Below are 12,697 nucleotides of genomic sequence, written 5' to 3'. Positions count from 1 at the left end.
CGCCAAGAGGACAGCGAGCAGCTGCTCGCCGCCGCCCGCGACGGCGCCGAGGGCGCCCGCCGGGCCGCGCTGCGCCACCTGGTCGACCAGGACGCCGAGCTGTCGGCCGCCGGTGCCGCCGCCCCCGCGGACGGCCTGCCGGCCGGTGTGCTCACCGAGCTGATCGAGGCGGTGGCGGCCGACGCCGACCCGCGGACCGTGACCGCCGCGCTGGACGCGGTGGCCCGGATGCGCGGCCCGCGCGCCCTGGCCCGGGCCCGCCGCTGGGCCGACCCCGACACCGGTGGCGCCGACAGCGCGCTCGGCGAGGCCGCCGTGCTGCTGCTGGCCGACATCGGCGAGCCGGCCGACGCCGCCCTGGTGGTGGCCGGCCTGCGCCGCCGGGTGCTGGCCGACGGCGTGCGCGACCCGCGGCTGTGCGGCCTGGTCGACGGAGTGGGGCGGCTGGCCGCCGAAGAAGCCGTGCCGGTGCTGCGCCACATCTACGGCGAGGCCGTCTCCTCCGAGCTGCGCGGCCGCGCCGCCCGGGCGCTGGCCGCCACCGACCGCTCGTTCGCCCGGGGCGTCGCCGTCGAGTGCCTCTGGGACTGCGAGGAGGCCACCCGCGAACTGGCCGCCCGCCACGTGGTGACCACCGGCGACGCCCGGGTGCTGGAGCGCCTGCGCCGCCTGGCCGCCGACCCGGCCGAGGAGGCCGAGGTGCACGCCGCCGTCCGCGGCCGCCTCACCGCACGGGGCTCGGCGGGCGCGTAGCCGCCTCGGACCGGGCCGCCTCGGACCGGACTGCCTGGGACCGGACCGCGCGGGGCGGGGCGTAGCGCCAGAAGGCCGGCACCGCCACCGCGGTGCCCAGCGCCGCCAGGACCGCCAGCACCCCGCCGCCGGTGATCGCCCAGCCGGTACCGGCGGCGGCCCCGACCGCGCCGTGCGCCAGCCCCGCCAGCCGCGGCCCGCCCGCGGCGATCACGGTGTCCGTGCCCTGCAGGCGCCCGCGCATCCCGTCGGTGGCCGCGCTCTGCAGGATGGTCTTGCGGAACACGCTCAGCACCACGATCGCCGCGCCGCCGACCGCAAGCAGCACCGCGCCCGCCCGCACCGAGCGGACCAGGCCGAACCCGGCCACCGCCAGCCCCCAGACGCAGACCGCCCCGGTGACCAGGGCGCCGTGCCGCCGCAGCCCGCCGAACCGGCCGACAGCCAGCCCGGCCAGCACCGCGCCCGTGGACAGCGCCGCCGACCAGAGCCCGATCGCCGCCGGCCCGGGGCCCTGCTGCGCCAGCTGCGGGAAGAGTGCCACCGGCATCCCGAAGAACATCGCGGTGAAGTCGGCCAGGTAGGCGGCCAACAGCACCCGCTGCCCGGCCAGGTACCGGAACCCTTCGCCGACCTCCCGCACCAGCCCCCGGGGCGCCACGCCGCCCACGGACGGCCACCCGGCCCGCCACCGGGCCCACAGGCGGCGGGACACCGCGCCAGAGCTCCCCGCACCAGCGCGCGCCACGCCGGGGCTCCCCGCATCGGGGTGGCCCGCGCCGGCCGCGGGCGGCCGTGCGGGCCGGCGGCGTGCCAACAGCAGGCCCCGGGACACTGCACCGGGACTCCCCACCCGGGAGATCCCCGTGCCGGGGTGCTCCGTGCCAGGGTGCTCCGCTCCTCCCGCCGGGGGCAGGGCCGGCAGGCGGCGGGCCAGGAGCAGCGCGGCCACCAGCGCCGCCGCGTCCAGCAGGTAGAGCGGGCCCAGTCCCGTGACGGCCGGCAGCACGCCCGCCAGCAGCGGCCCGCCGATGCCGCCGGCCCAGCCGACCAGGGTTTGCAGCGCGTTGGCCGCCGGCAGCAGCTCGGTGGGCACCAGCCGTGGCGCGATCGCCCCGCGCACCGCGGCGTTGGCGCCGAAGCAGGCCTGCTGGGCGGCGACCAGCGCCAGCAGCAGCACCGGCGACCGCAGTCCGGCCGCGGCCTGCGCCCAGAGCAGCAGCGAGCAGAGCGCGAGCCCGGCGTTGCCGCGCAGCAGCACCCGGCGCCGGTCCACCCGGTCGGCCAACGCGCCGCCGAGGAGCGCGGCGGCCACCATCGGCAGCAGCCCGGCCGTGCTGCCCAGGCCGACCCAGAGCGAGGAGCCGGTGAGCCGGTAGAGCTGCAGCGGCACGGCGAACGCGGTCAGTTGGCCGCCGAGCGCGGTGACCAGCGAGGAGAGGAAGAGCCGCCGGAAGGCGGGCAGCCGCAGCGGGCGGGTGTCGAGCACCCCGGACGCCCCCGCCACCTCAGCCCGCCACCGCGTCACCGGCGGCGACCGCACCGGCGGCCACCACATCGGCCACCACATCGGCCACCGCGCAGGCGATGTTGTCCGGCCCGCCGGCCCGGTTGGCCAGCGTGATCAGCTGCTGCACCGCCTGCTCCGGGTCGGCGATGCTGCTCAGCGCGGTGTGCAGGCGCTGCTCGGGGACCACCGTGCTCAGCCCGTCCGAGCAGAGCAGGTAGCGGTCGCCGGCCCGGGCGGTGTGCAGCGACAGGTCGGGGCGGGCGGCGTCCCCGTCGGGGCCCAGCGCCCGCAGCAGCAGGCTGCGCTGCGGGTGCGAGGCGGCCTCCGCGGCGGTCAGCCGGCCCTCGTCCACCATCGCCTGCACCAGTGTGTGGTCGTGGGTGATCTGGTAGAGCTCGCCGTCCCGCAGCAGGTAGGCGCGCGAGTCGCCGATGTGCACCAGCGCCAGCCGCGAGCCGGTCAGCAGCAGTGCGGTCAGCGTGGTCCCGGTCCGTTCGGGGGCGTCGTCCACCCCGGCCGCCACCGCCTGGGCCAGCGCGTTCAGCAGGTCGCCGGGGCCGAGCCGGGCCGGGTCGAAGCGTCGCAGCGCCGCCACCGCCGCGCCGGCCGCCTCCGGGCCGCCGTAGCCGTCGGCGACCGCGAGCAGGCCGGCGTCGGCGTAGGCGCTGTCCTCGTTGCGGGCCCGGACCAGGCCCCGGTCGGTGCGGGCCGCGTAGCGCAGGCCCAGGCTTTCGGTCATCGTCGTGCTCCCCGTGAGGTGCTCGACGAGCAGGGTGACCAGGTCCTGGCGGGCGGCCGTGTCGGCCAGCACCCCGTCCCAGTAGCCGCGCAGTTCGGCGGCGGCACCGGCCGGGTCCAGCGCGCAGATCCGCTGGATCCGGGCCAGCGGCACCCCGATCCGGCGCAGGTGCGCGACCAGCCGGGCCCGCTCCACCTGGGCCGGGGCGTAGAACCGGTACCCGGAGAGCGGGTCGACCTCGGCCGGGCGCAGCAGGCCCGACTCGTCGTAGAGGCGCAGCGCCTTGGGCGACAGCCCGCAGGCGCGGGCGAACGCCCCGATGGTCAGCCGCTCCACCCGTCCCCCTCGTCCCCTTGCTCGTGCCGGGCGCGGTGCCCGGTGCCGAGGATGCTGGACCTTCCCCCAGGGTCAAGGTCAACGGGGTGGGGCCGGCGGGTCGAGGTCAACGGGCCGGCGTCACCGTCGGGCCGGTACGAACCGTACCGGTATCCCCGGCCGGGCCTGTGCGGCGGCCGCCAGGTCGGTCTCCGGGACCACGCCGAGCACGGGGTAGCCGCCGGTGGTCGGGTGGTCGGCGAGGAAGACCACCGGCTGTCCGTCCGGCGGCACCTGCACCGCGCCCAGCACCATGCCCTCGCTGGCCAGTTCGTCGTGCCGGAGCCGGATCAGCGCGGGCCCCTCGGTGCGCAGCGCGATCCGGTTGCTGGCCTGGGCCACCCGGTAGTGGGCGCGGGCCAGCGCGGCCAGGGTGCCGGGCAGGAACCAGTCGGCGCGCGGTCCGGGCCGCAGCCGCAGCACCAGTTCGGCCGGCGCCTCCGGCAGCGGCACCAGTTCGGCACCCGGGGCCCCCGCCTCGGCACCGGGCGGGCCCGCGGGGCCCACCGGCAGCAGGTCGCCGGCCCGCAGGGGGGTCGGGCCCAGGCCGGTGAGCAGGTCGGCCGAGCGACTGCCGAGCACCGCCGGCACCGCGATGCCACCGCGCACCGCGAGGTAGCAGCGGACCCCGAAGTCGGCCGGTCCGACGTCCAGGCTCGCGCCCGGCGGCAGCCGGACCGGCTCGCCCCAGGGCGCCGGGTGGCCGTCGATCCGCACCCGGGCGGCGGCGCCGGTGACGGCCACCAGCAGCGGGGCGTGCAGCGCGCGGACGGTCAGGCCGCCGAGGGTGGTCTCCAGGGTGGCCGCGCCGGGCGGGTTGCCGACCAGGCGGTTGGCGGCCAGGTGCGCCGGCAGGTCCAGCGCACCGGCCCGGGGCACGCCCTGGTGCGCCACCCCACGGCGGCCCAGGTCCTGCACGGTGGTCAGCGGCCCGGGCCGCACCACGATCAACTCTCCGCCCTCGCTCATCCGGCACCTCCGGTCGGTACGAACCGCACCCGCAGGCCCGGCACCAGCAGCGCGGCGGGCTCCCGCGCGGTGTCCCAGAGCACCAGGTCGGTGCGGCCGAGCAACTGCCAGCCGCCGGGCGAGGGTTGCGGGTACACCCCGGTGTACGGCCCGGCGAGGGCGACCGAGCCGGCCGGCACCGAGGGGCGCGGCGTGGCCCGGCGCGGCACCTCGCGCTCGGGCGGCAGACCGGTCAGGTAGCCGAAGCCGGGCGAGAAGCCGCTGAAGGCCACCCGGTACTCCAGCCCGCTGTGCAGCGCCACCGCCTCGGCGGGCGAGACGCCCCAGTGCTCGGCGACCACGGCCAGGTCCGCGCCGTCGTAGACGACCGGGATCTCCAGCAGCGGCCCGCCCGCCGGCGGGGTGCCGGCCACCCGCCAGCCGGCCACCACCTCGGCGGTCTCGGCGGGGGCGGCCAGCCCGTCCAGCAGCACGGTGCGTGCGGCCGGCACGATCTCGGTCACGGTGCCGAGCCGCCCGTGTTCCCGTTCCGCCAGCAGCCGGGCGTACAGCTCGGCCACCTGGTCGCCGCCGGCCATCTCCAGCAGCAGTGCGTGGTCCCCGACCTGGTGGACCGTCAGCCGGTCACTCGTCAGGCGCTCGTCCGTCTGGCGCTCGTTCGTCAGGTGCTCGTCCATCAGGTGAAGGCCTCCACCCGGATCCCGGCCGAGGCCAGCGCCCCGCGCACCCGCCAGGCCAGCTGCGCCGCCCCGGGCGTGTCCCCGTGCACGCACAGCGAGCGGGCCTCCACCGCCACCGGTTCGCCGCCGATCGCCGTCACCAGTCCGTCCCGGGCCATCCCGACCGCGCGGGCGATCACCGCCTCGGGGTCGTGCACCACCGCGTCCGCGTCCTTGCGCGGCACCAGGGTGCCGGCCCAGGTGTAGGCGCGGTCGGCGAACGCCTCGGTGACCACGGGGAGTCCGACCCCCTCGGCGACCTGGAGCAGCTTGGAGCCCGGCAGGCCCAGGACCGGCAGCGGCCCGTCGCAGACCGCGCCGGCCCGCAGCACCCCGGCGACCACCGCCTCGGCCTGCTCGCTGTCGGCCACCACCTTGTTGTACAGCGCACCGTGCGGTTTGACGTAGCTGACCCGCGAGCCGGCCGCCCGGGCGAACACCTGGAGCGCGCCGATCTGGTAGGCGATCTCGTCGGCCAGTTCGTCCGGTGGCACCTCCATGGCCCGGCGCCCGAAGCCGGCCAGGTCCCGGTACGAGACCTGGGCGCCGATCCGCACCCCGCGCTCGGCGGCCAGCGCGCAGACCCGCCGCATCGTGGAGGGGTCGCCGGCATGGAAGCCGCAGGCGACGTTGGCGCTGGTCACCACCGAGAGCAGTGCCTCGTCGTCGGTCAGCGTCCAGCGTCCGAACCCCTCGCCGAGGTCCGCGTTGAGATCGATCACCGTATCGGCCACGGGCCCGCGCCTCCCAGAGCTTGCTGTGGATGCCTGAGGGGATGGTAGGGCCTCTCCGTCGGACCGGACCGCCCCGCCCACCCCGTTCGGGCGCACGCGTTCGGGTGCGGCGGTGCGCCTGAATAGGATCACCACCATGTCAGACCACCTGTCAGACAACCTGTCCGACCAGCAGATCGAGCACGTGACCGAGATCCTCCGGGAGGCCGCCGCCACCGCGGTCCTGCCCCGGTTCCGGGCGCTCGCCGCGGGCGAGGTGACCGAGAAGAGCCCCGGCGAGCTGGTCACGGTGGCCGACCGGGAGGCCGAGGCGCTGATCACCGCGCGGCTGCGCGCGTTGCTCGACGTCCCCGTGGTGGGGGAGGAGGCCGGCACCGCCGATCCCGGGCTGCTCGCCGCCCTGCGCGAGGCGCCGGTCGCCTGGCTGGTCGACCCGCTGGACGGCACCGCCAACTTCGTCGCCGGCCGGCCGCACTTCGCGGTGATGGCCGCCCTGGTCCGGGCCGGGCGGACGGTCGCCTGCTGGATCCTCCAGCCCGCCACCGGGCGCAGCTACACGGCGCAGCTGGGCGCGGGCGCCTTCCGCGACGGCACCCGGATCCGGCGGGCCCCGGCCCCGGCGGCGCTCGGCGAGCTGCGCGGGGCGGCGCTCACCCGTTTCCTCGACCCGGCCGAGCGGGCCGCCGTCGCCGCGGCGGCCGACCGCTTCGCCGCCCTGGGCAGCGGCACCGGCAGTGCGGGGGTGGACTACCCGGACCTGGTCGAGGGCGGCCTCGACTTCATCCGCTACCAGCGCACCCTGCCCTGGGACCACGCCCCGGGCGCCCTGCTGCTGGCCGAGGCCGGTGGCACGGCCCGCCGTCTGGACGGCACCGCCTACCAGGTGACCGACACCCGCACCGGCCTCCTGGTGGCGGCCGACAGCGCCTGCTGGTCCGCGGTCCGCACCGCCCTGACCGGCGGCTGACCGCGCAGCGGAGGTCGATCCCGGCTCAGTCCGGCGCCAGGTCCTGGCTCAGTCCAGCGCCAGCTGCAGGGTCTCGTCGTGCACCGGCAGCAGGCACGTGTTCTCGCTGCACGCGCCGTACCCGACCACCACGTCGGCCCGGTGGTGGCCGCTCTGCCGGACCGGGACGGTGAAGGTCACCGGTCCGTCCGGGTAGACCGGGATCCGGGTCGGCAGGCCCGCCGGCTGCAGCAGGTGGGTCGGGCGGTCGGCCGTCGGCCCGCCGGTCGCGGCGAGGTCGCCGCGGACGGCGATCCTGGTGGGCACGCCCAGGCCGTCGACGCCCCCGGCCGGGAGGTCGACGCTGTAGACGTGGAAGCCGGGTCGCTGCGGGGCGAAGGTGATCCGCAGTTCGCGCCCGCCGCCCGCCGGGCCCGCCAGCGTGGCGGTCACCGTGACCCCGCCGGCCGCGGCGTGGGCCGTGGGTTCCGCGGTCGGCCCGTCGGCGCAGCCGGCGAGCGCCAGGCCCGCCGCCGCGCCCAGGACGGCGAGCCGCCGACGGGACGGGCTCACAGGCCCGCGCCGGGCGCCCAGCGGGTCAGGAAGGCGCTCACCTGGCTCGGGTCCATGGTCCGGGCGTCGGAGAACGAGCCGTCGTCGGTGGCGGTGCGCACCGTGCCGTCGGGCTGCAGCACGACGAGCGCCGGGATGCCACTGGTGCTCAGGTCGACGTACCGACCGGCGAGGTCGACGTTGTGGTCGAACTGGCCCACGTCGATCGGCACGACCAGGTAGTCCGCCTTGAGCAGCGGCGCGACCTGGGGCGACTGGAACATCTGGTCGAGCGCCCGGCAGTCGGGGCACCAGTTGGCGCCGAAGTCGAGCAGCACCTCGCGGTCGCCCTGCGCGGCGGCGGTCAGCGCGGCGTGGATGTCGGCCTTCGCGTCCCGGGCGGCGTCGGTTCTCGTGGATCAGACGCTGGAGGATAGCGCCTGCGCCCGCTCCAGCCGGCGGATCGCCCGCAGCACCAGCAGCAGCGGCACCGCGCCCACCACCCCGAACGACATGTCGATGCAGCACCAGAACACCGGGATGCCGCGCAGCGGCCCGCAGATCAGCGCGAGCGGCAGGATCGCGGCACACGCCCCGAGCGCCCACTGCACCACCCAGACGTTGCGCACCGGATCGCGCAGCGGGCCCCGGAACATCCCGGCGATCACCAGGTGCGCGAAGGCCAGCCAGTCGGTGCCGTAGGCGAGGAAGGGGTAGCGGTCGCCGGTGTCGGCGAGGGCGGCGCGGACCCGGTCCAGCCAGTGGAGCATCGGCGGCGGGGTGGGCAGCCGGTGGGCCAGCTCGGCGGCCCAGGCGGTCTCGGCGCGCAGCGGGAAGGCGGTCAGCCCGCTGAGCACCAGGCAGACCACGAAGATCCACAGCCAGCGGCGCACGGTCCGCAGCTCCACCGCCGCATCCGGCCGCCCGGCGGCCCCGGATCCCCCGGACCGCCTGGTGACCCGCCCGGCACACACGAGCCCCGACATGACGAACCCCCTCTCGAGCCGGGTCGACACCCGGCAGTCAGACCCTAGTCGCCATTTTGAACGCGTTCAACTCACCTTCCAGTCGCCCGCCGATACCCGGGCGAACCCGAGCGAACACCCCATTTCAGGCCCTGTCGGTCAGTGGCCCTAGGCTTGTCCACCGTGACCGTCATCGCTGATCAGCCCGCCGAGCGCGAGCTCCGCCCGCCCGCCGGCGGCGCCCGCCCCGCGCCCGGCCCGGCCGCCGACGAGGGCCTGGCCCGCCGGCTCAAGGCGCTGGCCTGCACCGCCCCGCTGCACGACCTGGACAACCGCAAGGTGAACCTGGCCGGCGAGTACGGCGGCTACGCGATGGCCGAGGTCGGCCTGGCCGCGATCGACCTGGTCACCCTGAACATGGACTTCGACACCGGGGCCGACCGGGAGCTGGTGCTGGCCCGGCTGCTGCCCCGGGTCACCGCCCAGCACCCCGGGCGCCCGGCCGCCGAGCACCAGCGGGTGGCCCGCTGGGTGTTGGAGTCGCTGATCAACGTCGGCAGCGTCGACCGCGGCTTCCGCGCCGTGTACGGCACCTTCGCCGCCGACGGCGCCTACCTGCGCCGCGACTACGACTTCAAGCTGATCGAGGAGGTGCCGGGCCCGGACGGCGGGGTCTACCTGCGCACCACCGACGAGGCGGTCAACGTCCTGGTCGGCGCCCTGGACACCGACGTCACCTCGGCGCAGATCGCCGCCGAGGTCAAGCTGGAGGTGCTGATCCGCCGCGGCCGGCTGGCCGACGCCCAGCTCGCCGCCGAGCAGGCCCGCTACCGCACCGTCCAGTACGCCGAGACGCTGCGCCGCGCCCTGGAGGCGACCCGGCGCAACGTGCGCGCGGTCGACTGGATGCGCGCCATCCCCGACCTGATCGACGAGGCGCTGGACCACATCGCCGACCGCTACCGGCACGAGAACGCGATCCTCACCAACATCCGCAAGGCCCGCGACGAGGCCGAGGGCGCCGAGCACAAGCGGCAGGCCGCCGAGCTGGTCGACATCGTCAAGGACTGCATCCGCCGGCACACCCAGCTGCAGACCCGGCTGCTGGAGGCCGGCCCGCTGTTCCGCGCCGAGCAGGACCGGCAGGCCTTCGCCGCGCCGACCGCCCGCTCCGGCATCGACCTCTACGGCCAGCTGCTCGCCCCGGTGCTGGAGCTGCCGATAGAGCAGGCGATCCGCCCCACCGACGCGTTCTTCGCCCGCGGCACCGGCCTGCGCACCCCGACCGCGGTCCGGGTCAGCGACCTGGTCGACCTGCTGCTCACCCCGCCGGTCGAGCGCGAGCACCTGGGCGCCGAGCTGCCCGACCCCGACCTGGTCGCCACCCCCGACGACAGCCGGTTCTCCGAGGCCCAGCTGGAGGCCGCGCTGCAGCTGCTCGACCTGCCCGCCGACGCCCCGCGCCGGCTCTCCGGGCTGCTCGCCGAGGCCCGCGCCCAGGACCCGGAACTGCCCTACCTGGTCGCGCTGCTCGCCGTGCACGCCGCCAGCCCGCCGGTCGGCACCGCCTACCGCCAGGGCGAGGAGCGGCTGCTCTTCGCGGTGGACGACGGCACCGTGCTGCACGACCCGGAGTTCGGCGGCGCCGACCTGATCGTCGGCAGCGCCCTGCTGGACGCGGTCGGCATGGCCGCCGACCGGCAGGACGCGCAGTGATGAACAACCACCAGCACCCAGGAGCGAGCCACGTGACCACCCCTCAGGACGACGCGCCGCGGGAGCGCCCGGTCACCCCCGCGGACGTGGCCGACGCCGCCCGGCTGGTCTCCTTCGGCCTGCAGGCCAAGCTGCTGCCGGCCCGCGACGCCGAGTACGCCGAGCTGGTCCGCCGGCACCGCGAGGACCCGCAGTTCGCCCGGCTGGCCGACGCGGTCGCCGCCGGTCTCGGCCTGGTGGTGCTGGAGGTCTCGGCCCGCGCCGGAATGGCGCTGGCCGCCGCCGAGGACTCGGTCTTCGCGGTGCGGATGGGCGACTACTCGCGCCGCGCCGCCTCCGAGACCGCCGACCGCTTCCTGCACGGCCTGGCCCACCTCGCGGTGGCCGCGCTCGCCTTCCCGCGCCCGGAGGACCTGGCCGACGACGGTTACCTCGGCCGGGTCACCGTCAACGGCGTGGACGCCTTCGTCCGCCAGGCCTGCCGCCGGCTGGAGGAGCGGGCCGAGGAGGCCGGCGACAACACCGACCCGGCCAGCGACGCCCCCGGTCTGGAGGCCGCCTGGCGGGTCTGGACCCGCCGCTCCACCACCGGCGCCACCAAGGACGCGCGCCGGCTGTCCGGCTCCACCATCGGCATCACCGGCAAGGCGGTGGCGTTCCTGGTCGACTCCGGTTTCCTGCAGAAGACCTCCGACGACTCGGGTGGCACCTACCGGACCACCGCCCGCTACCAGCTCCAGGTCCGCGACCTGGCCGCCAGCGCCGCGATGGCCGAGCTGCTCGACCTGGGCGTGGTCCCGGTCGGCGACGGCGCCGCCACCCTGCTGCCGGCCGACCACACCGAGGAACTGGTCGCCGACGCCGGTCTGCCGTTCCACGCGCTCTGACCGTTCCGCCGGACCGCTCCCGCCGGACCGCCGCGCCGGCCCCGCCCCCCGCTCCAGTCCGCCCCGCCCCCGCTCCAGCCCGCCCCCACCCGACCCAGCCGAAAGTCAGTCAGTTCATGTACGAGCTCAACCGGGTCCGCCTCTACTCCATCGGCCCGGCCGGCGCCCGCTACGCCGACACCGTGCTGGACCTGCGCGGCGTGGGCGAGCCGGTGGCCAACCCGGCCCCGCAGCAGCCCGGCCTGTTCGGCGAGGAGCCGGAGGGCCCGCCGCGCCGCCCGGCCCCGGCCGGCGTGCTCTTCCTGGAGAACGGCGGCGGCAAGTCGGTCCTGCTCAAGCTGATCTTCTCGGTGATGCTGCCGGGCCACCGCAACACCCTGGGCGGGGCCAGCTCCGGCGTGCTGCGCAAGTTCCTGCTGGCCGACGACTGCGGGCACGTGGCGCTGGAGTGGCAGCACACGGTCACCGGTGAGCTGATCGTGGTCGGCAAGGTCAGCGAGTGGCGCGGCCGCCAGGTCTCCTCCGACCCGCGCAAGTTCGCCGAGACCTGGTACTCCTTCCGCCCGGGCCCCGGCCTGACCCTGGACGCGCTGCCGGTCGCCGAGCGCGCCACCCTGGGCGACCCCAGCCCGCGCCCGCGCGGCCGGCGCCGCACCATGAAGGGCTTCCGGGACGCGATGACCGAGGCCGGCAAGGCCTACCCGCACCTCGACCTGACCTTCGAGGACGGCCACGAGCGCTGGACCGAGCACCTGGGCGAGCTCGGCCTGGACCCCGAACTCTTCCGCTACCAGCGCGAGATGAACGCCGACGAGGGCGAGGCGGCCGGCCTCTTCGCGGTCAAGCACGACGCCGACTTCACCGACCTGCTGCTGCGCGCGGTCACCGACACCCGGGACACCGACGGCCTGGCCGACCTGGTGCACGGCTTCGCCGCCAAGCTCGGCCGGCGCGCCGAGCTCACCGCCGAACGCGACTTCACCGCCGGCTCGCTGGAGCTGCTGGAGCGGATCGTCTCCGCCACCGCCGCCCGCGAGGGCGTCCGGGAGGTGCACCGCACCGCCGAGCGCCGCACCCGCCGGCTGGCCCAGGCGCTCGCCGCCCGGGCCGGCGCCGAGCGCGGGCGCGCCCAGGACCTGGCCGTCGAGGTGGCCGCCGCGGCCGGCGCGGTCACCGCCGCCGAGGCCGACCGCACCCGCCACTCGCTGATCACCGCCGAGCTGACCCACCGGCACGCCACCCTCTCGCTGGCCGCCGCCACCGCCGAGGCCGCCGGGCTGCGCAAGGAACTGCTGGACGCCCGCACCCTGTACTCCTCCTGGCAGGCCGCCGAGGCCGTGCTGCGCCACCGCGCGGCCGCCGACCGGGCCGCCCGGGTGGCCGCGGCGATCCGCGAGGCCGAGCTGGACGCCGCCCCCGCGCTGGCCGCCCGGGCCCAGGCGGCCGGCGCGCTGGCGCACGCCCTGGAGGCCGCCGCCGGCACCGCCGAGGAGCGTGCCGAGACCGAGGAGGAGCGCGCCGCCGAGATCCAGGCGGACGGCGCCCGGGCCCAGGCCGATGCGGTGGCCGCCGCCACCGCCGGCCAGAAGGCCCGCTCCGAGGCCGACCACCTGCGCCAGCGGCTGACCGAGGTCGAGCAGGAGCTGGCCGCCGCGGTCGCCGCCGGCTGGATCGACACCGCCGGCCCCGACGCCGACTCCGTCACCGACCCGGCCCGCGCCGCGCTGCACGCCGCCGACACCGAGAAGGCCGCCACCGCCGGCCTGGAGCAGGCCCGCGCCGCCGCCGAGCAGGCCACCGCCCGCACCCGCGAGGCCGCCGCCGCCGAGGGC

The 12,697-nt window shown here is 77.1% G+C and carries 11 protein-coding genes and 2 pseudogenes; 5 read left to right on the top strand and 8 right to left on the bottom strand.

From position 1 onward, the window contains the following. Positions 1-753, top strand: a pseudogene (locus tag ACQRUO_RS34795) (HEAT repeat domain-containing protein); the annotation flags it as partial. Here ACQRUO_RS34795 and ACQRUO_RS34790 read toward each other — a convergent pair. The 5 genes from ACQRUO_RS34790 to ACQRUO_RS34770 all read right to left on the bottom strand — a co-directional run bounded on the left by ACQRUO_RS34790 (position 725) and on the right by ACQRUO_RS34770 (position 5,799). After that, a complete protein-coding gene (locus tag ACQRUO_RS34790) occupies positions 725-2,242 on the bottom strand; it encodes an MFS transporter (RefSeq protein ID WP_428320155.1) in 1,518 nt (505 codons plus the stop codon). The pseudogene ACQRUO_RS34795 and the gene ACQRUO_RS34790 sit on opposite strands and share 29 nt — an antisense overlap. 19 nt (positions 2,243-2,261) lie before the next feature. Continuing rightward, positions 2,262-3,338 (bottom strand): MerR family transcriptional regulator, encoded by a 1,077-nt coding sequence (locus ACQRUO_RS34785; RefSeq protein WP_428320154.1) that lies wholly within the window; start codon positions 3,336-3,338, stop codon positions 2,262-2,264. A 120-nt stretch (positions 3,339-3,458) separates the two neighbouring features. After that, the gene (locus ACQRUO_RS34780; protein WP_428320153.1) at positions 3,459-4,346 is read right to left on the bottom strand and encodes a biotin-dependent carboxyltransferase family protein; all 888 of its coding nucleotides are present in this window, start codon (positions 4,344-4,346) and stop codon (positions 3,459-3,461) included. Continuing rightward, positions 4,343-4,966, bottom strand: coding sequence for a 5-oxoprolinase subunit B family protein (locus ACQRUO_RS34775; RefSeq protein ID WP_428320157.1), 624 nt, complete (start codon positions 4,964-4,966; stop codon positions 4,343-4,345). The genes ACQRUO_RS34780 and ACQRUO_RS34775 overlap by 4 nt, the downstream gene beginning before the upstream one ends. Before the next feature lie 56 nt (positions 4,967-5,022). Beyond that, positions 5,023-5,799, bottom strand: a complete 777-nt coding sequence (locus ACQRUO_RS34770; protein WP_428320152.1) for a LamB/YcsF family protein — start codon at positions 5,797-5,799, stop codon at positions 5,023-5,025. A 136-nt stretch (positions 5,800-5,935) separates the two neighbouring features. Between ACQRUO_RS34770 and ACQRUO_RS34765 the strand changes: the two genes are divergently transcribed. Next, positions 5,936-6,766 carry an inositol monophosphatase family protein gene (locus ACQRUO_RS34765; RefSeq protein WP_428320151.1) on the top strand — a complete coding sequence of 277 codons (831 nt, stop codon included), beginning with the start codon at positions 5,936-5,938 and terminating at the stop codon, positions 6,764-6,766. A 48-nt stretch (positions 6,767-6,814) separates the two neighbouring features. Here the strand turns inward: ACQRUO_RS34765 and ACQRUO_RS34760 are convergent, their stop codons facing one another. From ACQRUO_RS34760 to ACQRUO_RS34750, 3 genes are read right to left on the bottom strand one after another with little or no spacing between them, the layout of a single operon-like run. Beyond that, positions 6,815-7,318: a hypothetical protein gene (locus tag ACQRUO_RS34760; RefSeq protein ID WP_428320150.1), complete on the bottom strand. Its 504-nt coding sequence runs from the start codon at positions 7,316-7,318 to the stop codon at positions 6,815-6,817. Then, on the bottom strand, positions 7,315-7,677 hold the full coding sequence (locus tag ACQRUO_RS34755; RefSeq protein WP_428320156.1) for a thioredoxin family protein: 363 nt from the start codon (positions 7,675-7,677) through the stop codon (positions 7,315-7,317). The genes ACQRUO_RS34760 and ACQRUO_RS34755 overlap by 4 nt, the downstream gene beginning before the upstream one ends. A 39-nt stretch (positions 7,678-7,716) precedes the next feature. After that, on the bottom strand, positions 7,717-8,205 hold the full coding sequence (locus ACQRUO_RS34750) for a hypothetical protein (protein WP_428320149.1): 489 nt from the start codon (positions 8,203-8,205) through the stop codon (positions 7,717-7,719). A gap of 240 nt (positions 8,206-8,445) precedes the next feature. Between ACQRUO_RS34750 and ACQRUO_RS34745 the strand changes: the two genes are divergently transcribed. The 3 genes and pseudogenes from ACQRUO_RS34745 to ACQRUO_RS34735 form a co-directional block, all read left to right on the top strand. Continuing rightward, a complete protein-coding gene (locus ACQRUO_RS34745) occupies positions 8,446-9,978 on the top strand; it encodes a hypothetical protein (RefSeq protein ID WP_428320148.1) in 1,533 nt (510 codons plus the stop codon). Next, positions 9,978-10,865: a hypothetical protein gene (locus ACQRUO_RS34740; RefSeq protein ID WP_428320147.1), complete on the top strand. Its 888-nt coding sequence runs from the start codon at positions 9,978-9,980 to the stop codon at positions 10,863-10,865. Before ACQRUO_RS34745 ends, ACQRUO_RS34740 begins: the two co-directional genes overlap by 1 nt. A gap of 116 nt (positions 10,866-10,981) precedes the next feature. Further along, positions 10,982-12,697 (top strand): annotated as a pseudogene (locus tag ACQRUO_RS34735) (hypothetical protein); the annotation flags it as partial.

Source organism: Kitasatospora sp. LaBMicrA B282, from assembly GCF_050325825.1.
GTDB lineage: Bacteria > Actinomycetota > Actinomycetes > Streptomycetales > Streptomycetaceae > Kitasatospora.
Note: the sequence above shows the minus strand (reverse complement) of the source record. Positions and strands in the feature narration are given on the sequence as shown.